This window comes from Nocardioides sp. JCM 18999, assembly GCF_055391175.1.
The window spans coordinates 2,705,241-2,724,545 of record NZ_AP043887.1; the positions used below are offsets into that span (position 1 = coordinate 2,705,241).

The following is a 19,305-nucleotide window of genomic DNA, read 5'->3' on the forward strand; positions in this document are numbered from 1 at the left end:
CCCTCACGGGGTGCGCCGATTCGGCATTTCAGACCAGGTCGGACCCTGTCAGACGAGGACGGTCTCGATCGGCTGGCTCGAGTCGGCGGGCAGACCGAGGTCGCTGGGGGTGCGACCGCGTGCGACCATCTCGGCGCCCAGCGCGGCGACCATGGCACCGTTGTCGGTGCACAGGCCCGGTCGCGGGACGCGGACGCGGACCCCGATCTTGGCGGCGCGCTCCTCGGCCAGGGCACGCAGCCGGGAGTTGGCCGCGACGCCGCCACCGATCACCAGGTCCTCCACGCCCTCGCTGGCACACGCGTCGAGCGCCTTGCGCACGAGGATGTCGCAGACGGCCTCCTGGAACGAGGCGGCCACGTCGGCGACCGGGATCTGCTCACCGAGCCGCTGCTGGGTCTCGACCCACCGAGCGACGGCGGTCTTGAGGCCGCTGAAGGAGAAGTCGAACCGGTGCCGCTCCAGGTCCTTCCGGCTCGAGAGTCCGCGCGGGAAGTCGATCGCGATGCTGGAGCCGCTGCGCGCCTCGCGGTCGATGATCGGGCCACCGGGGAAGCCGAGGCCGAGCAGGCGAGCGACCTTGTCGAAGGCCTCCCCCGCGGCGTCGTCGATGGTGGCACCCATCGGCGTGACGCCGAGGGTCAGGTCGGTGACCTTGAGCAGGCTCGAGTGGCCGCCGCTCACCAGCATGGCGATGGACGGCTCCGGCAGCGGGCCGTGCTCGAGCTGGTCGACGGCGACGTGGGCGGCGAGGTGGTTGACCCCGTAGATCGGCTTGTCCAGCGCCAGCGCGAGCGACTTGGCCGCCGCCACTCCCACGAGCAGCGCTCCGGCGAGGCCCGGACCGGCCGTCACCGCGATCCCGTCGACGTCGCGCAGCGAGATGCCGGCGGTCTCGCAGGCCCGCTGGATGGTCGGCACCATCGCCTCGAGGTGGGCACGGCTGGCGACCTCGGGGACGACGCCGCCGAAGCGGGCGTGCTCCTCGACCGAGCTGGCCACGGCGTCGGCGAGCAGCGTGTGCCCCCGGACGATGCCGATCCCCGTCTCGTCGCACGAGGTCTCGATACCGAGCACGAGCGGTTCATTCATCGCTGACCTCCAGGTTCACTGCGCCGGTCGGGGCGTCCAGCCTCTTCTCCAGCACGATGCCATTCGTCCCATCACGGTAGTAGCCAACGCGTCGATCGATCTCGGCGAAGCCGGTCGAACGGTAGAGCGCCAGTGCCCCGGCGTTCGTCTCGCGGACCTCGAGCAGCATCCGCTCGGCACCCTCCGACTGACTGAGCGTCTCCGCAGACCGAAGGAGGACACGAGCGAGACCACGACGACGGTCCGACGGCAGCACGGCGATCCGCTGCAGCTCGGCGTCCTCGAAGAGGATCGAGACGATGGCGTGGCCGACGACCCGACCGGAGTCCGCGACCACGAGCAGCCGGATCGTGGGCAGCTGGCCCGCGACCACCGCGGCGAGGTACTCCAGGGTCCAGGCGTCGTCGGGGAAAGACTCCACCTCGGAGTCGGCGACCGCCTCGAGGTCCGCAGCAACGGCCGACCGGATCTCCAGCCAGCTCTCGCTCTCCGGGAGCTCAGGCACCGAAAGCATCCGGACGCCGCAGGTAGAGCGGCTCGGGCGGCAGGAGCTCGAACCGGTCCCCGACCACCCCGCGGGCCAGCCAGGCCGCGCTGGGTCGGGTCGGCCCGGCCGAGGTGGGGAACGCGTCGGGATACAGCGCGGTGCCCTCGCCGACGGTCAGGAGGTGGTTGTGCAGCGTCGCCGGCTTGTCCACGACCGGCCCGGTGATCCGGGCGGCATCGGGGCCGTAGGTCGCGAAGTAGACCTCCTTGCGGCGGGCGTCGGTCGCGACCTGGAACGGTCCGCTCGCTGCCCCGTCCAGCAGGCCGGTCTCGACCGCTTCGAGGGCGAGCACGTCGAGGCTGCACACGCCGGCGACCTCGAGGTCGAGCGCGAACGCCATCGTCCTCGCGGTCACGAGGCCGACCCGCAGGCCGGTGAACGGCCCCGGTCCGACGCCGACCGCGATCCTGGTCAGATCAGCGGGAGTCGCGCCGACGGCCGTCAACGCCTGCTCGATCAGCGGTGCCAGCTGCTCGGCGTGCTTCATCGGAGCGTCGGAGACGAGGTCGGCGACCACGTCGGTGCCGTCGTGCAGCGCGACCGCGACCTGTGGGGTGGCGGTGTCGAACGCGAGCAGGAGCGTCATTCGGTCACCGCCGTGATCAGGGCCCAGTCAACGTCGTGCCAGCGAGCACCGACGGGGGTGATCTCGACCCGCCGGGGGTCGTCGTCGCCGTCGAGCTCCTCGGCGGTCAGGGCGCGGGTCACCGACACCTCGAGCCGGGACTCGCTGAGCCCCTCCGCCAGGCCGGTGCCCCACTCGACCACCGTGACGGCCTGGTCGATCTCGGTGTCGAGGTCGAGGTCGTCGAGCTCGGCGATGCCGCCGAGCCGGTAGGCGTCGGCGTGGATCAGCTCGGGCCCGCCCACCAGGGACGGGTGCACCCGCGCGATCACGAACGTCGGCGAGGTGATCGGGCCGCGCACGCCGAGCCCTTCGGCCAGGCCCTGGGTGAAGGTGGTCTTGCCCGCACCGAGCTCGCCGCTGAGGACGAGCAGGTCACCGGCCGCCAGGACATGGGCGAGCCGGGCGCCCAGGTGCTGCATCTGGTCGCTCGTCGCGACCGTGCAGACGTGGGTCTGGAGCGGACGGCGCATCTCGACGTACGGCGAGCGCCGACTGACCTCGCGGAAGCCCTCCCGATCCCAGAACCGCAGGTTGCGGGGCAGCTCCTCGCGGGCGATCACGGCCAGGTCGGTGAACTCGTCGCTGACGGCCGCCGCGACCCGGTCGACCATGACGCGGGCGATCCCGTGTCCCTGCTCGCTGGGCATGACCGAGAAGCGGCGGATGAAGAGGGTCCGTCCCACCGGGTCGAGGATCAGGGTGCCGACGCCGCGGCCGTCGCGGCGTGCGATCAGCCCCCCGAAGGCGGCCAGCTTCGCGGCGATCGACGCCTCGTCCTCCGCATCGGCGTCGGCCGGCGGGTCGAGCACGGGCCGCGCGCCGAAGGCGGCGTGGATGATCGCGAGGACCTCGGCCGCAGCCTCGGGACCGACGCGTTCGGTGGTGAGCTCAGCGAGCTCGTCGATCTGCGCCTGCTGGGTCTGCTGGGTCACGGACGCGCCATCCGGGCGGCCGAGAGCAGCTGGTCCAGGGCGGCGTTGACCTGCCCGTGCCGTTCGAGGATGACCATGTGGCCGGCGCCGTGGCACTCGACCAGGGACGACCCGGGGATGTGCGCGTGCAGCTTGCGGCTGTGGCCGATCGACGTCAGCTTGTCCGACGTACCGCCGATGACGGTGCAGGCGGCGGCGCCGAGGTTGCCGGCGTGGTCGAACTTGTCGAAGTCCCCGAACCCCGGGAAGAACTCGGCCACGACCTGGAACGGGGTCGCGGAGAGCATGTCGTCGACGAACTCGACGTACGACGGCGGGACCTCGTCCCCGAAGGCGAACGAGTCGGTGGCGACCATCGCGATGCCGCGCCCGATCCGGCGCACCCCGTCGACGGCGCGGTGGCCGCGGGCCAGGGTGCGGACGGTGCCACCGGTGATCGGGGAGCTCAGCCGCGACGGCACGACCGGGAAGAAGATCCGCGCCGGGTTGAGGCCGCCGGCGGTGGTGGAGATGAGCGCGGTACCGACCACGCGGGTGCCGATCAGCTCAGGGAACTGCTCGGCGAACGCGACCAGCGTCATGCCGCCCATCGAGTGCCCGACCAGGACGACGGGCCCTTCGGGCACGACGGCATCGAGGACCGACTTGAGGTCGCGGCCGAGCTGGTCGATCGTGCCGCCCTTGATGTCACCGCGGCCGCTGCGTCCGTGCGAGCGCTGGTCGTAGAAGACGGTGCGGACCAGGCCGCGGTAGGCGGCGCGCTGGAAGTGCCAGCAGTTCAGGTTGAGCGCGTAGCCGTGCACGAAGACGACGGTCAGCGCCGGTGCCTGTCCCGGTACGGCGTCGGGGAGCTCGTCGACCTCGACGTGCAGCGGGACCCCGTCGTCGGTGATCACGGTGTGCGGCGGGGCGTGCAGGGATCCGAACGGGGCCGCGTCTCCGGCCCGCCGCGAGATGCCCCGCCGGCGCTGGGCCACCCGGACGGCGCCGCCGGCGGCCAGGACGCCGACGGCTCCCGCCGCCGCGCCAGCGATCCGTCCGCTCAGGCCCATCAGATCTCCTCGGTGGTGTCGTCGGTCGTGTCGACGTAACGCCGGACCAGTCTGCCACCCAGACGGGTGACGACCTCGTAGTGGATCGTGCCGGTGTAGTCGGCCCAGTCGGCGGCGGTGGGCTCGCCGTCGTCGCCCGCTCCGAGCACGATGACCGGCTCCCCCGGCGCCAGCTCGGCGCCGTCGGGACCGAGGTCGACGACGAACTGGTCCATGCAGATCGAGCCGCGGATCGGGCGGCGCTTCCCGGCGATCCAGACCTCACCGACGTTGGCCGCCGACCGCGAGATGCCTTCCGCGTAGCCGACCGGCACGAGACCGACCCAGGTCGCCTCGGGAGCACGCCAGTGGCCGCCGTACGAGACCGCCGCACCGGCGGGGATCTGCTTCACCAGCGCGAGCTGGGTGCACACGCTCATCACGGGACGCAGGACGAGGTCGGCCATCAGGCCGGCGCTCGGGTCGAGGCCGTAGGCGGCGATCCCGATGCGGACCAGGTCGAACCGGGCGCTGGGGCGCAGCACCGCGCCGGCGGAGTTGGCCAGGTGCCGCACCTCGGGGACGAGCCCGACCTCGTCGAGGACCGCGAGCGCCTCGCGGAAGATGGCCTCCTGCGCGGCGTTGCTCGGGTTGTCGGGTTCCTCGCTGGTGGCGAAGTGGCTGAAGATTCCGGTGAACGCCCACCGGCCCTCCTCGTGCCCGGCTCGGGTGTGCTGGAACAGCTCGCGCCACTGGGCGGGCATCGAGCCACCGCGGGAGAGACCGGTGTCGACCTTGAGGTGGACGCGCGGCACGGTGCCGGTGGCGGCGCCGGCGGCGGCGATCCGCTCCAGGGTGGCGATGTCGTAGGCGCTGACGTCGACGTCACGCGCCACCGCGGGGGCGAAGTCGTCGGCGAGGGTGGAGAGCCAGCACAGCAGCCGGCCGGTGTCGCCGGCCTCGCGCAGGGCCACGGCCTCGTCGAGGGTGGCCACGCCGAGCCAGGTCGACCCGGCCTCGCGGGCCGCGCGGGCGACCTCGACCATCCCGTGGCCGTAGCCGTCGGCCTTGACCACGGTCATCACCGGCACGCCGACGACGGCGGTGAGGGTGCGGAGGTTGTGTTTCAGGGCAGCCAGGTCGATGACGATCTCGGCGCTCATGGGCTCGATTCTCGCATCACGCCCGCGATCACCGCTGGCAGCACCTGCGCCACCCGCGAGGCGGTGAGAGGTCCGCCACTCCCGGCGCGAGTCCCGGCCTCACCGTGCAGCCACGCCCCGACGCTGGCCGCGTCGAACGGGCTCAGTCCCGCAGCGAGCAGGCTGCCGATCAGCCCGGCCAGCACGTCACCGGCCCCCGCGGTGCCGAGCCACGGCGTGCCGGTGAGGTTCACCCGGGTCGCCCCGCCCGGCTGCGCGACCAGCGTCCGCCGCCCCTTGAGCAGCACCACGGCATGGAACGTGTCCGCTGCCGTGGTGACGAAGTGCAGCGGCCGCGCCTCGACCTCGGCCCGCTCCACCCCGAGCAGTGCCGCCAGCTCCCCCGCATGCGGAGTGAGGACGGTGGTCGGTGGTTCGTCGCCGAGATGGCCCGTCTGGTCCGCCGAGATGGCCCGTGTGGTCGGCCGAGATGGCCGGTCTGGTCGCTCCTTCCACGCCTTCAGAGCGTCAGCGTCCACCACCAGCGGTACGTCGTCCGCGACCGCGGCCTCCACCTGGGCTGCGGCCTCGTCTCCGCCACCGGGCCCCACCACCCAGGCCTGCACGCGACCGTCCCCGACCACCTCGGGGTGCGCGACCTTGATCTCGGCCGCTGCCGATCCGACGTAGCGGACCATGCCCGCGAGGCCGGTGTTGGCTCCCGCGACCGCCAGCAGCGCCGCCCCGGGATAGGTCGATGATCCGGCCCGGACGCCGACGACGCCGCGGGTGTACTTGTGTCCGTCGGGCTGAGGACGCGGCAGGAGGCGTGCCACGTCGGCGGCTTCGAGCGCCTCCACGGGGGCCTTCGGGAGCGCGAGCCCGAGGTCGACCAGCTCGACCCGACCGACGTTGGCCGCGGCCGGGTCGACCAGGTGGGCGATCCGGTGCGTGCCGAAGGTGACAGTCAGGTCCGCGCAGACCGCCATCACCCCGCGCCCGAGCTCACCGGTGTCGACGTCGACACCGCTGGGGACGTCGACCGCCACGATCGGGATCGACGGATGGATCGGGATGACCGCCTCAGCCGCGGCCGGCGTCAGCCCAGGCCGACCGCCGATCCCGACGATCCCGTCGATCACGACGTCGACCTCACCGGCCCGCAGCGGACGCGGCACCGAGACCAGTCCGCCGGCGGCGCGCAGCGCCGCGAGGCCACGGTCGTGTGCCGTGGAGCCCAGCAGCCATGCCTCGACCCGTGCTCCGCGGCGAGCCAGTCGCGCGCCGGCGTACAAGGCGTCGCCGCCGTTGTCGCCGGAGCCGACCAGGAGCACGACCCGACGGCCGTAGATCCCGCCGAGGAACCGGATCACGGACGTCGCGAGACCGGCCGCCGCCCGTTGCATGAGCGCGCCCGACGCCAGATCAGGGTGTGCGTGTTCGGCAGCCCGGATCTGCTCGACCGTGTGCGCGAACTTCACGACGCCAACTTAGGCCACCTCGACGGACCAGACCGGCCACCTCGGCGAACCAACAAACCTCAGTGGTTCGGCGTCGCTGCGCGACGCAAACACGCTTGCCTCGTCAAGCACGCGCAAGCGCGGCTTTCCTCGGCTTCACGAGTTCTGCGGGAACCCGAGGTTGATGCCGCCGTGGGACGGGTCGAGCCAGCGGGAGGTGACGGCCTTCTCGCGGGTGAAGAAGTCGACGCCGTGGGTGCCGTAGGCCTTGGTGTCACCGAAGAGGGACGCCTTCCAGCCGCCGAAGGAGTGGTAGGCGACGGGGACGGGGATCGGGACGTTGATGCCGACCATGCCGACCTCGACCTCGCGCTGGAAGCGGCGGGCGGCGCCACCGTCGTTGGTGAAGATCGCGGTGCCGTTGCCGAAGGCGCCGGAGTTGATCAGCGCCAGCCCTTCCTCGTAGCCCGGCACGCGGACGATCGAGAGCACCGGGCCGAAGATCTCCTCGGTGTACACCTTCGAGGTCGTCGGCACGTGGTCGATCAGGGTCGGGTTGAGCCAGAAGCCGGCGGGGTCTCCGTCGATCTCGCCGCCGCGGCCGTCCACGACGACGGTCGCTCCGTCGGCGATGGCGACGTCGATGTAGGACTCCACCTTGTCCCGGTGGACGCCGGTGATGAGCGGGCCCATGTCGCAGCCACGGCGACCGTCACCGGTGCGGAGCTCCGCCATCCGCGACGTCACCTTGGAGACCAGCTCGTCGGCGATCGAGTCGACGGCCACGACGACGGAGATCGCCATGCAGCGCTCCCCCGCCGAGCCGAAGCCGGCGTTGATCGCGGAGTCGGCGACCAGGTCGAGGTCGGCGTCGGGCAGCACCAGCATGTGGTTCTTGGCGCCACCGAGGGCCTGGACGCGCTTGCCGTTCTTCGTGCCGGTCTCGTAGACGTACTGCGCGATGGGGGTCGAGCCGACGAACGAGATCGAGGCGACGTCGGGGTGCTCCAGCAGCGCGTCGACGGCCTCCTTGTCACCGTGCACGACGTTGAAGACGCCGGCGGGCAGGCCGGCTTCCTCCCACAGCGAGGCGACCCAGTTCAGCGCCGACGGGTCCTTCTCCGAGGGCTTGACCACGACGGTGTTGCCGGTCGCGATCGCGATCGGGAAGAACCACATCGGGACCATCGCCGGGAAGTTGAACGGGCTGATCACGCCGACCACACCGATCGGCTGGCGCAGCGAGTACACGTCGACGCCGGTCGAGGCCTGCTCGGAGAACGCACCCTTCTGCAGGTGCGCGATGCCGCAGGCGAACTCGACGACCTCGAGGCCGCGGGCGATCTCACCGCCGGCGTCGGAGAGCACCTTGCCGTGCTCGGCGGTGATGATCTCGGCGAGCTCTCCCTTGCGGGCGTTGAGCAGCTCGCGGAACGCGAACAGCACCTGGGTCCGGCGGGCGATGGAGGCCTGCGACCAGTCCTCGAACGCCTTGCTGGCGGCCTCGACGGCCGCGTTGACATCAGCAGTGGAGCCGAGCCGGACCTGCTTGGTCACGACGCCCAGGGCGGGGTCGTAGACGTCACCCAGACGGGTGCCGGAGCCAGGGGTGAAAGCCCCTCCGATGAAGTGATCGACGGTGGGCAGGGACATGGGTATCAGGCTTTCGAGGTGGGGTGCGGTGGGTGAGACAGGGTCAGACAGGGTCAGAGCGAGCCGAGCACGTCGTCGATGATCGCGAGGCCCTGGTGGGCCTCGGCGTCGGTGACGATGCACGGCGGGACGACGTGGATGCGGTTCTCCTGGATGAACGGGAGCAGGTTGTGCCCGAGGAGCTTGGCCTTGATCGCGGCCATGTCGGCCGCCGCGAGCGGGGTGCGCTTGTCGCGGTCCGAGACCAGCTCGATCGCGTGGAACACACCGGCTCCGCGGACCTCCCCGACGACGTCGTACGACGCCTTGAACTTCTCCAGCGCGGGAGTGATGACCTCGAGGCCGATCCGCTTGGCGTTCGCCACGATCCCCTCGGTCTCCATGGCGTCCAGGGCCGCGATGATCGAGGCCATCGCGAGCGGGTGCCCCGAGTAGGTCAGACCACCGGGGAACACCTTCGCGTCGAAGGCCGCGGAGATCTCCTCGGAGATGATCACGCCGCCGACCGGGACGTACCCGGAGTTCACGCCCTTGGCGAAGGTGATCAGGTCGGGGGTGTAGTCGAAGGCGTCGAGCGCCAGCCACTCACCGGTCCGACCGAAGCCGGCCATCACCTCGTCGGTGATCAGGACGATGCCGAACTCGTCGGCCAGGGCGCGGACTCCGGCGAGGTAGCCCGGCGGCGGCATCAGGATGCCGGCCGTGCCGGGGACGGACTCGATCAGCAGCGCGGCGATGGTGGCCGGGCCCTCGGACTCGATCACGCGACGCAGGTGCTGCAGCGCCCGCGCGGACTCCTCCTCCGGTGTGGTCGCCCAGAACTCGGAGCGGTAGAGGTACGGGCCGAAGAAGTGCACGTGGTCGCGGGCGAACTCGTTGCCCGCGGGACGGCGCCAGTCACCGGTGGCGACGATCGCCGAGCCGGTGTTGCCGTGGTAGCTGCGGTAGGTGGAGAGCACCTTGGCGCGGCCGGTGACCTGGCGCGCCATCCGGATCGCGTTCTCGTTGGCGTCGGCACCACCGTTGGTGAAGAAGACCTTGGCGAAACCGGCGGGGGCGCGGTCGAGGATCATCCGTGCGGCCCGACCACGCTCGTAGTTCGCCGCGGCGGGGGCGACGGTGGCCAGCCGGGCGGCCTGCTCCTGGATCGCCGCCACCACCGTCGGGTGGCCGAACCCGATGTTGACGTTGACCAGCTGCGAGGAGAAGTCCAGGTAGGTGCGGCCGTCGTGGTCCCAGACCTGGCAGCCGGATCCGCCGGCGATGGGCAGAGGCGCGAGCGAGCCCTGGGCGGACCAGGAGTGGAAGACGAAGGCCGGGTCGAGCGCGAGCGCCTCGTCGTTGGATACCTCGTGTGACATCGATCTAGCCCTCACCGTTCGAATTCGATAGTCGATGAGCGTATTCGCTTCGGATTTCGTCGCCAATCCCGCCCTTCAGCGATCATAACCTCGCTACTCCCCCCGAGCGCACCCGGGGAATGACCTGGGTGCCGTAGGCACTGAGCGTGGCGTCCTGGTCGTCGTGCTGGAGGTAGACCGCGAACTGGTCGACCCCGAGCTCGCGGAGCGCCTCGAGCTTGGCGACCTGCTCCTCGACCGGGCCGATCAGGCAGAACCGCTCGACGATCTCGTCGGGCACGAACGCGGCGTGGGTGTTCCCGGCGCGGCCGTGCTGGTTGTAGTCGTAGCCCTCCCGGCCCGCGATGTAGTCGGTCAGCGCCTGCGGGACACCGGACCCGGTGCCGTACTTCGCGACGATGTCGGCGACGTGGTTGCCGACCATCCCGCCGAACCAGCGGCACTGCTCGATCGCGTGGGCACGTGCCCCGGGTGACCCGTCGGTGACGTACGCCGGCGCGGCGACGCAGAACGTGATCGCGTCAGGATCACGCCCGGCCGCGGACGCGGCAGCACGGACCGCCCCGATCATCCAGCGCGCGATGTCGAGGTCGGCCAGCTGCAGGATGAAGCCGTCGCCCACCTCGCCGGCGGCCTTGAGCGCCAACGGACCGTAGGCCGCGATCCAGACCTCGAGCTCGGAGCGGGTCGCCCACGGGAACTGCAGCGTCGACCCGTTGACCTCGACCGAGCGGCAGTTGGCGAGCTCCCGGATGACGTGGGTGGCCTCGCGCATCTCCGTGATCGTCGAGGGGCGTCCGTTGAGCACCCGCACCGCCGAGTCGCCGCGGCCGATCCCGCAGACCGTCCGGTTGCCGTACATCTCGTTCAACGTCGCGAACACCGACGCCGTCACGGTCCAGTCCCGGGTCGCCGGGTTGGTCACGAACGGGCCGACCTTGATCGTGTGGGTCTCGGCCAGGATCGCGCTGTGGATGACGTAGGGCTCCATCCACAGCAGGTGCGAGTCGAAGGTCCACACCATGTCGAAGCCGAGCTCCTCGGCCTGCTTGGACAGCGAGACGGTGCGCCACACGGGCGGATTGGTCTGCAGCACGACACCGAAGTCCATCGCTCCCCCTCAGGTCAGGTACTGCGTCAGGTCGCGCTTCAGGAACCGGCCGTGTCCCTTGGTGCCGCGGTAGGTGCCGTCGGCCAGGAGCACGCTCCCGCGGGAGATCGTGACGTCGACGTGCCCGTCGATCTCGAACCCCTCCCAGGCGGAGTGGTCCATGTTCATGTGGTGCTTGCGACCCTCCCCGATCCCGATCGAGGTGTGCCCGTTCGGGTCGTAGACGACGATGTCGGCGTCCGCGCCGGGCTGGATCACCCCCTTGCGACCGTAGAGCCCGAACATCCGCGCCGGCGTGGTCGCGATGATCTCGACCCACCGCGGCAGGGAGATCCGGCCGGTGACGACGCCCTGGTACATCAGGTCGACCCGGTGCTCGATCGTGCCGATCCCGTTGGGGATCGCCCTGAAGTCGTCGCGCCCCAGCGTCTTCTGGTCCTTCATGCAGAACGGGCAGTGGTCGGTCGAGACCATCTGCAGGTCGTTGGTCCGCAGGCCGCGCCACATCGCCTCGAGGTGCCCCTCGGTCTCGCTGCGCAGCGGGGTCGAGCAGACCCACTTGGCACCCTCGAAGTCGCCCCACTCCTCGCTCGTCGCGCCGAGCTGCTGCTCCAGGGAGAGGTAGAGGTACTGCGGACAGGTCTCGGCGAAGACGTTCTTGCCCCGGTCACGCGCCGCCGCGAGTTGGGCGACGGCCTGCTTGGCCGAGACGTGCACGACGTAGAGCGGCGCGTCGGTGACGTCGGCCAGCATGATCGCGCGGTGAGTGGCCTCCTCCTCCATCTGCCAGGCCCGGGCGATCCCGTGGAAGTACGGCGACGTCTCGCCCGACTCCACCAGCTGGGCGGCGAGCACGTCGATCGCGGGCCCGTTCTCGGCGTGCATCATCGTCAGCAGCCCGGACTCCCGGGCGACCTGCATGGCGCGCAGGATCTGGGCGTCGTCGGAGTAAAAGACACCCGGGTAGGCCATGAAGAGCTTGTACGAGGTGATGCCCTCGTCGACCAGGCGGTGCATCGCCTTGAGCGACTCCTCGTCGACGCCGCCGACGATCTGGTGGAAGCCGTAGTCGATGTGGGCCTCGCCGAGCGCCATCGCGTGCCAGGTCGCCAGGCCGTCCTCGACCCGCTCGCCGTAGCGCTGGACGGCGAAGTCAATCACCGTGGTGGTGCCGCCCCAGGCCGCGGCCCGGGTGCCGGTGTCGAAGTTGTCGGCCGCCTCAGTGCCACCGAAGGGCAGCGAGAAGTGCGTGTGCGCGTCGATGCCGCCGGGGATGACGTACTTCCCGGTCGCGTCGATCACGGTGTCGGCGTCGATCGTCCCGAGTGCGTTCGAGTCGGGTGCGAGGACGGCGACGATCTGCTCCCCGTCGACGAGTACGTCGGCGAGGACCGTGCCGGTGGCGTTGACCACCGTCCCGCCCCGGATCAGCAGCGTGCTCATGACGTCGCTCCGGGCGTCGCGATGTGGGTGTAGGTCTCGGGTCGGCGGTCGCGGTAGAACTGCCAGTCGTCGCGCATCTCCTGCACCATGGCGAGATCGAGGTCACGGACCAGCAGCTCCTCGGTCGTCCCCGAGCCACGCTCCCCGACGAAGTTGCCTCGGGGGTCGATCACGTTGGAGGTGCCGTAGAAGTTGACCGCCTCGTCGCCGTACTCGTTGTCCTCGAGGCCGACCCGGTTGGGCTGGAGCACGAAGTAGCCGTTGGCCACCGCTGCGGCCGGCCCCTCGACCTCCCAGAGCCGGTTCGACAGTCCGGGCTTGGTGGCGTTGGGGTTGAACACGATGTGGGCCCCGTTGAGGCCGAGCTCGCGCCAGCCCTCGGGGAAATGCCGGTCGTAGCAGATGTACATCCCGATCTTGCCGACCGCGGTCTCGAAGACGGGGAAGCCGAGGTTGCCGGGCTTGAAGTAGAACTTCTCCCAGAACTTCTCCACGTGCGGGATGTGCACCTTGCGGTACTTGCCGAGGATCGTGCCGTCGGCGTCCACGAGCACGGAGGTGTTGAAGTAGATCCCGGTCTCGGCCTCCTCGTAGATCGGGAGCACCATCACCTGGCCGAGCTCCTTCGCCAGGGCGGCGAAGCGCTGCACGATCGGACCGTCGGCCGGCTCGGCGTAGCAGTAGTACTTCTTGTCCTGCGTGATGCCGAAGTACGGCCCGTAGAAGAGCTCCTGGAAGCACATCACCTGGGCCCCGTCCGCCGCGGCGTCGCGAGCGAACCGCTCGTGGCGATCGAGCATCGACTCCTTGTCACCGGTCCACGTGGTCTGCGAGATAGCCGCCCGAACGATCGTCATGAACTGATTCTTCGAGCCTGGTGTTTCGAATGTCCAGGGTCTGCGTGACATGAACGTCAAAGGTCGCGTCGGCTCACCTTCCCGGTGGCGTTGCGCGGCAGCGCCGATTCGGTCAGCGTCCAAGCCGTCGGGATCTTGTAGCGCGCCAGCCGGGGACGCAGGTGCTCGACCAGGTCGTGCTCTCCGATCGTGCGTCCGGGGCGCAGCACCACGATCGCGGCCACCGCCTGCCCGAGGTCGGCGTCGTCGACCCCGATCACGGCGCACTCGCGCACGTCCGGGTGGCTGGCGAGCTGGGCCTCGACCTCGGCGGGGTAGACGTTCTCGCCGCCGCGCAGGATGAGGTCGGAGCGCCGGGTGTCGATGTGCAGGTGACCGCCGTCGACCAATGATCCGAGGTCGCCGGTCGCGAACCATCCGCCGGCGTCGAAGGCCTCGACGGTCGCGACCGGGTCGCCCCAGTAGCCCAGCATCATCTGCGCGCCGCGCAGCCAGATCTCCCCGTCGCGGACCTCGACCTGCATCGTCGGGACCGCCCGACCGACGGTGGCCGGGTCGGCTTCAAGGTCGGCGGCGGAGGCGAGCGTGGCCGCGGTCGAGGACTCCGTCAGTCCGTACGACGTCCCGAGACTGCGCGCGGCGGCCGGGATCGCGTCCCGGAGCCGGCGGGCGAGGTCGACCGAGGACGGGGCGCTGTTGACCGAGACGGTGCGCAACGAGCTCAGGTCGACGTCGTCCAGGCCATGCTCCTCGGCGTGGTCAACAAGTCGGTTGAGCATGGTAGGAACGGCCCCCCAGTTAGTCACCCGTTCGGCTTCGATCAGGCGCAGGACGTCGGCGATCTCGAAGCGGCCCAGGTGCACGACGGCGGTGTCACCGACCGCCAGCCGGACCACGGCGAGGTTGTGCAGCGCGGCGATGTGGAACAGCGGGGTGGCGAGCAGGAACCGCCGATCCGCCTGCGGGAATCCCATCGCCGCGGCGACGGCGTCGTTGAGCAGGTGGAACCAGAGCGCCGCGATCACGTTGCGGTGCGAGTGGGTCGCCCCCTTGGCCCGTCCCGAGGTGCCGCTGGTGAAGAGCACCACCGCGGGGTCGTCCTCGCCCACCTCGGCCAGGCGCAGCGGGGCGCCGGCATGCCGGGCGACCAGGTCCGGCAGGTCGGCGTCGAGGTCGATCACCGGCACCCGGAGCGGCCCGTCGGCCTCCAGCAGGGCACGCCGCGGGGCGTCGGTCAGGACCACGGTGGGCTCGGTGAGCGCGAGTCCGTGGGCCATCTCGCCGGCCGCCCACTGCGAGTTCATCCCGACCGCGACGGCACCGAGCGAGACGGCCGCCCAGAACGCGACCACCCAGCGCGGACAGTTCGCCGCGCAGATCGCGACCCGGTCGCCGGGCCCGACGCCGTGCTCCGAGCGGAGTGCCTCGGCCAGGGCGGCGACCATCGCCTGGTGCTCGGCGAAGGTGATCCGCTCGGTCGCGCTGACCAGGTACTCCCCGTCGCCGAAGGCGAGCGACGCCTCGAGCAGCTCACCCAGGCTGCGATGGCGGCCGGCGAACACGTCGAGCTGCTGGCCGCGGACCGTCTCCCGGGTGATCTCGAAGGGTTCGCCGGGGGCGGTCAGGCGGGCGATGATCTCGTCTCGACTCACGGTCACCGGGTCAGACTAGTTGCCAAGACTAGAACGTGTTCCTATTCTCGGGCCCGTGACCGCAGCAGCCGTCGACGGCTTCGTCCATCCCGACTTCGCACCGCTGCGGGAGCTCCTCGCGGCCCGGATCTCCGACGGATCGGAGGCCGGAGCCTCGCTCGCGGTCGTCCACGACGGCGAGCTGGTGGTCGACCTGTGGGGCGGGGAGGCACGGCCGGGGCAGCCCTGGACCGCCGACACCGTGACCCAGGTCTGGTCGATCACCAAGACGATGGCGGCGTTGACCGTGCTGGTCCTCGTCGACCGCGGCGTGCTCGACCTGGACGAGTCGGTGGCGACGTACTGGCCCGAGTTCGACCACCCCGACGTGCTGGTCCGGCACCTGCTCAGCCACACCTCGGGGTTCGCCGGCTGGTCCGAGCCGTGCGACGCCGAGACCCTGCTCGACCTGAAGCGCTCGGAGGCGATGCTCGCCGACCAGGAGCCGTGGTGGACCCCGGGCACGGCGTCGGGCTACCACATGGTCAGCTACGGGCACCTGCTCGACGGGCTGGTCCGCGCCGCCGTGGGCCGCCCGTTGGCGGACGTCTTCGCGACCGAGATCGCCGAACCGCTGGGGGCCGACGTCCACCTCGGCGTGCCCGAGGCCGTGCTGGCGCGCTGTGCGGACCTGATCGGCCCGACCGAACGGCTCGACCTGAGCGCGCTGCCCGAGGGCAGTCAGCTGATCCGCACCCTGACCAACCCGATCCTCGACATCGACCTGTGCAACAGCGACGACTGGCGCCGGGTCTCGGTGGCCGGCGCCAACGGTCACGCCAACGCCCGCGGGATCGCGCTCGCCCAGGCCGCGATCTCCCACGGCGGGGTCTGGAACGGGCAGCGGCTGCTGTCGCCCGAGACCCTCGACCGCCTCGTCGAGGTCCAGGCCGACGGGCCCGACCTGGTGCTCCCGGTGTCGCTCACGTGGGGTCTCGGCTTCGCCCTCTCCCCGCCGGTGACCGACCTGCCCGCCGCCGACCGGCGCGTCTGGTGGACGGGGTACGGCGGCGCGATCGTGGTCCACGACCTCGACCGCCGACTCACTCTCGCCTACGCGATGAACCGGCTGGTCCCCCACCTGGTCTCGTCGCCCCGCACCGACGACTACGTCCGCACCACCTACCGCTGCCTGGAGGCGTCATGACGAAGGTCTGCATCATCGGGGCCGGCTGCTCCGGCTTCACCACCGCCAAGCGGCTGGCCGACCACGGCATCGCCTACGACCAGTTCGAGCTCTCCGACGACGTCGGCGGCAACTGGTACTTCGACAACCCCAACGGCCGCTCCTCGGTCTACGAGTCGCTGCACATCGACACCTCCACCACCCGGCTGGAGTTCGAGGAGTTCCCGGCGCCGGCCGACTTCCCGCACTTCCCGCACCACACCCTGATCCACTCCTACTTCCGCGACTACGTCGACCACTTCGGCCTGCGCGAGGCGATCACGTTCAACACCGGCGTCACCCGGGCGACCCGGCAGGCCGACGGCAGCTGGGAGGTCACCCTGACCACCGGCGAGACCCGGAGCTACACCGACCTGGTGGTGGCCAACGGGCACCACTGGAAGCCGCGGCTCCCGAACTGGGCGACCGACCCGGACAGCCGCTTCGACGGCACGATCCTGCACAGCCACGCCTACCGCTCCCCCTTCGATCCGGTCGAGATGCGCGGCCAGCGCGTGATCGTGGTCGGCCTGGGCAACTCCGCCGTCGACATCGCCAGCGAGCTGGCCTTCCCGTGGATGGCCGACCGACTCTCCGTCTCGGCCCGGCGCGGCGTCTGGGTGCTCCCGAAGTACCGCAACGGCCAGCCGGCCGACAAGGTGATGGCCCCACCGGACATCCCCAAGGCGCAGGCGTTGGCCGCCTCCCGGACCCTGATCCGTGAGCTGGTCGGCTCGATGAGCAGCTACGGGCTGCCCGAGCCCGACCACGAGCCGCTCTCGGCCCACCCCACGGTCAGCGCGGACTTCCTGACCAAGGCCGGGTCGGGCGACATCCACATGCTGCCCGAGATCGCTCGCCTCGACGGCTCCACGGTCCACCTGGTCGACGGCACCAGCGTGGAGGCCGACGTGATCGTGTGCGCGACCGGCTACGAGATCTCGTTCCCGTTCTTCGACGCCGACGACACCGAGCTGCACCCCGACGCCGAGCACCGCTTCCCGCTGTTCAAGCGGATCGTGAAGCCGGGCCTGGACCACCTGTTCTTCGCCGGTCTGGCCCAGTCCTCACCGACGATCGTCAACCTCGCCGAGCAGCAGTCGAAGCTGATCGCCGGGGTGATCGAGGGCAGCTACGCCCTGCCGGAGCCGGGCGAGCAGGAGCGGATCATGCGCGCCGACGAGGCGGCCCACCTGGAGCAGTACTACGACGCACCACGGCACACGATCCAGATCGACTTCGGTCGCTACTGCCTGGACCTCAACGCCGAGCTCACCGAGGGTCGCGAGCGCGCCAGGTCGCTGGCCGAACGCGCCGGTTGACGCTTATTCGACCGTGACCGACTTCGCCAGGTTCCGCGGCTGATCCACGTCGTGGCCCATCGCCGTCGCGAGCTCGCAGGCGAACAGCTGCAGCGGCACGACCGCCACCAGCGGCTGCAGCAGGACGGGGACGCGGGGCAACCGGATCAGGGTGTCGGCGTACGGCGCGACGCGGTCGTCGCCCTCCTCGGCCAGCACGATGGTGCGGGCGCCGCGGGCGCGCACCTCCTGGATGCCGGAGAGCATCTTGTCGTGCAGCTGGTCGCGCCCCTGCGGCGGGACGATGCACAGCACCGGAAGCCCGTCCTCGACCAGCGCGATCGGGCCGTGCTTGAGCTCGCCGGCGGCGAAGCCCTCGGCGTGCCGGTAGGCCAGCTCCTTGAGCTTCAGCGCGCCCTCGAGCGCGACCGGGTAGCCGGCGTGACGGCCGAGGAAGAGGAAGGTGCGCGAGTCCACGTGCTCGCGGGCCAGGGTGTAGATCTCCTCGGCCCCCGCCAGGACCGTCTCGATCGCCTCGGGGATGGCGTCCAGCTCGGCGAGGGTGCGGTTGATCTCGTCACCGAAGCGGGTGCCCTTGACCTGGGCGAGGTAGAGCGCGAGCAGGTAGCAGGCGACCAGCTGGGTGACGTAACCCTTGGTCGAGGCGACCCCGATCTCGGGACCCGCATGGGTGTAGATCACTGCGTCGGACTCGCGCGGGATGGTGGATCCGTTGGTGTTGCAGATCGCCAGCACCCTGGCCCGCTGCACCCGAGCGTGCCGGATCGCCTGCAGGGTGTCGGCGGTCTCGCCGGACTGGCTGATCGCCACCACCAGGGTTCCGTGGTCGACGATCGGGTCGCGGTAGCGGAACTCGCTGGAGAGCTCGACCTCGACCGGGATCCGGCACCAGTGCTCGATCGCGTACTTCGCCACCATGCCGGCGTAGAACGAGGTCCCGGCGGCGATGATGATGATCTTGTCGATCTGGCGCAGCTCGTCGTCGGAGAGCCGCATCTCGTCGAGCTGCAGCTTCGCGTCCAGGCCGCGGCGGCCCAGCAGGGCGTCGGCGACGGCGCGCGGCTGCTCGAAGATCTCCTTGCGCATGAACCAGTCGTAGCCGTCCTTCTGCGCCGCGGAGAGGTCCCAGTCGACGTGGAACGGGCGGCCCTCGGCCGGCGTCCCGTCGAAGTTGGAGACCTGCACGCCGTCGGCGGTGATCGTGACGACCTTGTCCTGGTCGATCTCGAGGGCGGAGCGGGTGTGCTCGATGAACGCGGCCACGTCGGAGCCGAGGAAGTTCTCCCCCTCGCCCAACCCGACCACGAGCGGGGAGTTGCGCCGCGCACCGACGATCCGGTCCGGGTCGGCGGCGTCGACCGCGACGAAGGTGAAGGCGCCCTCGAGCCGGCTGCAGACCCGCTCCATCGCGACGGTCAGGCTGGCCCCCGCCACCACCTCGCACTCGAGCAGGTGGGCGGCGATCTCGGTGTCGGTCTCCGAGAGCAGGTGGTGTCCCGCCGCCTCGAGCTCGGCGCGCAGCTCGGCGAAGTTCTCGATGATGCCGTTGTGCACGACCGCGACCCGGCCGGTCCGGCCGAGGTGGGGGTGAGCGTTCGCGTCGGTCGGGCCACCGTGGGTGGCCCAGCGGGTGTGGCCGACGCCGGTGAAGGACTCGGGCAGCGGATCGGCTTCGAGCAGCGCGTCCAGGTTGGCCAGCTTGCCCGCCTTCTTGCGGACCTCGAGGGTCTCGTCGGGTCGGACCACCGCGATCCCCGCGGAGTCGTATCCGCGGTACTCCATCCGCCGCAGACCTTCGATGATCGCCCCCTGAGCGGGCTTCGTTCCGACGTACCCAACGATGCCGCACATGGGCCCGAGTCTATCGGGC

General features: G+C 70.8%; 16 protein-coding genes. 2 read left to right on the forward strand and 14 right to left on the reverse strand.

Going from position 1 to position 19,305, the window contains the following annotated elements; all coding sequences use genetic code 11:
• Nucleotides 1-48: 48 nt before the first annotated feature.
• From tsaD to ACZ5J1_RS13380, 13 genes are all read right to left on the reverse strand, one after another.
• Nucleotides 49-1,092 (reverse strand): tRNA (adenosine(37)-N6)-threonylcarbamoyltransferase complex transferase subunit TsaD, encoded by a 1,044-nt coding sequence (gene tsaD / locus ACZ5J1_RS13320; protein WP_464559553.1) that lies wholly within the window; start codon nucleotides 1,090-1,092, stop codon nucleotides 49-51.
• Nucleotides 1,085-1,597, reverse strand: a complete 513-nt coding sequence (gene rimI / locus ACZ5J1_RS13325; protein WP_464559555.1) for a ribosomal protein S18-alanine N-acetyltransferase — start codon at nucleotides 1,595-1,597, stop codon at nucleotides 1,085-1,087. Before rimI ends, tsaD begins: the two co-directional genes overlap by 8 nt.
• Complete coding sequence (gene tsaB, locus ACZ5J1_RS13330; protein WP_464559557.1) at nucleotides 1,590-2,225, reverse strand: tRNA (adenosine(37)-N6)-threonylcarbamoyltransferase complex dimerization subunit type 1 TsaB; 636 nt, start codon at nucleotides 2,223-2,225, stop codon at nucleotides 1,590-1,592. The genes rimI and tsaB overlap by 8 nt, the downstream gene beginning before the upstream one ends.
• Nucleotides 2,222-3,199, reverse strand: coding sequence for a tRNA (adenosine(37)-N6)-threonylcarbamoyltransferase complex ATPase subunit type 1 TsaE (gene tsaE / locus ACZ5J1_RS13335; protein ID WP_464559559.1), 978 nt, complete (start codon nucleotides 3,197-3,199; stop codon nucleotides 2,222-2,224). Before tsaE ends, tsaB begins: the two co-directional genes overlap by 4 nt.
• A complete protein-coding gene (locus ACZ5J1_RS13340) occupies nucleotides 3,196-4,251 on the reverse strand; it encodes an alpha/beta fold hydrolase (RefSeq protein ID WP_464559561.1) in 1,056 nt (351 codons plus the stop codon). Before ACZ5J1_RS13340 ends, tsaE begins: the two co-directional genes overlap by 4 nt.
• Nucleotides 4,251-5,393: an alanine racemase gene (gene alr / locus ACZ5J1_RS13345; protein ID WP_464559563.1), complete on the reverse strand. Its 1,143-nt coding sequence runs from the start codon at nucleotides 5,391-5,393 to the stop codon at nucleotides 4,251-4,253. Before alr ends, ACZ5J1_RS13340 begins: the two co-directional genes overlap by 1 nt.
• Complete coding sequence (locus ACZ5J1_RS13350; protein ID WP_464559565.1) at nucleotides 5,390-6,853, reverse strand: NAD(P)H-hydrate dehydratase; 1,464 nt, start codon at nucleotides 6,851-6,853, stop codon at nucleotides 5,390-5,392. Before ACZ5J1_RS13350 ends, alr begins: the two co-directional genes overlap by 4 nt.
• Before the next feature lie 135 nt (nucleotides 6,854-6,988).
• Nucleotides 6,989-8,485 (reverse strand): CoA-acylating methylmalonate-semialdehyde dehydrogenase, encoded by a 1,497-nt coding sequence (locus ACZ5J1_RS13355; RefSeq protein WP_464559567.1) that lies wholly within the window; start codon nucleotides 8,483-8,485, stop codon nucleotides 6,989-6,991.
• Nucleotides 8,486-8,538: 53 nt separating this feature from the next.
• Nucleotides 8,539-9,846 carry an aminotransferase class III-fold pyridoxal phosphate-dependent enzyme gene (locus ACZ5J1_RS13360; RefSeq protein ID WP_464559569.1) on the reverse strand — a complete coding sequence of 436 codons (1,308 nt, stop codon included), beginning with the start codon at nucleotides 9,844-9,846 and terminating at the stop codon, nucleotides 8,539-8,541.
• Between the two features lie 82 nt (nucleotides 9,847-9,928).
• Complete coding sequence (locus ACZ5J1_RS13365) at nucleotides 9,929-10,957, reverse strand: TIGR03842 family LLM class F420-dependent oxidoreductase (protein ID WP_464559571.1); 1,029 nt, start codon at nucleotides 10,955-10,957, stop codon at nucleotides 9,929-9,931.
• Between the two features lie 9 nt (nucleotides 10,958-10,966).
• Entirely contained in the window at nucleotides 10,967-12,400 is a 1,434-nt protein-coding gene (gene hydA, locus ACZ5J1_RS13370; protein WP_464559573.1) for a dihydropyrimidinase, read from the reverse strand.
• Nucleotides 12,397-13,257 (reverse strand): nitrilase-related carbon-nitrogen hydrolase, encoded by an 861-nt coding sequence (locus ACZ5J1_RS13375; protein ID WP_464559575.1) that lies wholly within the window; start codon nucleotides 13,255-13,257, stop codon nucleotides 12,397-12,399. Before ACZ5J1_RS13375 ends, hydA begins: the two co-directional genes overlap by 4 nt.
• Before the next feature lie 56 nt (nucleotides 13,258-13,313).
• Nucleotides 13,314-14,915, reverse strand: a complete 1,602-nt coding sequence (locus tag ACZ5J1_RS13380) for a class I adenylate-forming enzyme family protein (RefSeq protein ID WP_464559577.1) — start codon at nucleotides 14,913-14,915, stop codon at nucleotides 13,314-13,316.
• A gap of 49 nt (nucleotides 14,916-14,964) precedes the next feature.
• Here ACZ5J1_RS13380 and ACZ5J1_RS13385 point away from each other — a divergent pair, with 49 nt between their 5' ends.
• On the forward strand, nucleotides 14,965-16,095 hold the full coding sequence (locus tag ACZ5J1_RS13385; protein WP_464559579.1) for a serine hydrolase domain-containing protein: 1,131 nt from the start codon (nucleotides 14,965-14,967) through the stop codon (nucleotides 16,093-16,095).
• Entirely contained in the window at nucleotides 16,092-17,435 is a 1,344-nt protein-coding gene (locus tag ACZ5J1_RS13390; RefSeq protein ID WP_464559581.1) for a flavin-containing monooxygenase, read from the forward strand. Before ACZ5J1_RS13385 ends, ACZ5J1_RS13390 begins: the two co-directional genes overlap by 4 nt.
• Nucleotides 17,436-17,438: 3 nt before the next feature.
• On the opposite strand, the gene glmS is transcribed toward ACZ5J1_RS13390, so the two are convergent.
• The gene (gene glmS / locus ACZ5J1_RS13395; RefSeq protein ID WP_464559583.1) at nucleotides 17,439-19,286 is read right to left on the reverse strand and encodes a glutamine--fructose-6-phosphate transaminase (isomerizing); all 1,848 of its coding nucleotides are present in this window, start codon (nucleotides 19,284-19,286) and stop codon (nucleotides 17,439-17,441) included.
• Nucleotides 19,287-19,305: the final 19 nt, after the last annotated feature.

Excerpts from the sequence above, each read along its gene's own strand:
- ACZ5J1_RS13355 (WP_464559567.1), bottom strand. The coding sequence starts at position 8,485 with ATGTCCCTGCCCACCGTCGATCACTTCATCGGAGGGGCTTTCACCCCT.
- alr (WP_464559563.1), bottom strand. The coding sequence starts at position 5,393 with ATGAGCGCCGAGATCGTCATCGACCTGGCTGCCCTGAAACACAACCTC.
- ACZ5J1_RS13375 (WP_464559575.1), bottom strand. The coding sequence starts at position 13,257 with ATGACGATCGTTCGGGCGGCTATCTCGCAGACCACGTGGACCGGTGAC.
- ACZ5J1_RS13365 (WP_464559571.1), bottom strand. The coding sequence starts at position 10,957 with ATGGACTTCGGTGTCGTGCTGCAGACCAATCCGCCCGTGTGGCGCACC.
- tsaB (WP_464559557.1), bottom strand. The coding sequence starts at position 2,225 with ATGACGCTCCTGCTCGCGTTCGACACCGCCACCCCACAGGTCGCGGTC.
- hydA (WP_464559573.1), bottom strand. The coding sequence starts at position 12,400 with ATGAGCACGCTGCTGATCCGGGGCGGGACGGTGGTCAACGCCACCGGC.
- ACZ5J1_RS13390 (WP_464559581.1), top strand. The coding sequence starts at position 16,092 with ATGACGAAGGTCTGCATCATCGGGGCCGGCTGCTCCGGCTTCACCACC.
- glmS (WP_464559583.1), bottom strand. The coding sequence starts at position 19,286 with ATGTGCGGCATCGTTGGGTACGTCGGAACGAAGCCCGCTCAGGGGGCG.
- ACZ5J1_RS13340 (WP_464559561.1), bottom strand. The coding sequence starts at position 4,251 with ATGGGCCTGAGCGGACGGATCGCTGGCGCGGCGGCGGGAGCCGTCGGC.
- tsaD (WP_464559553.1), bottom strand. The coding sequence starts at position 1,092 with ATGAATGAACCGCTCGTGCTCGGTATCGAGACCTCGTGCGACGAGACG.
- ACZ5J1_RS13360 (WP_464559569.1), bottom strand. The coding sequence starts at position 9,846 with ATGTCACACGAGGTATCCAACGACGAGGCGCTCGCGCTCGACCCGGCC.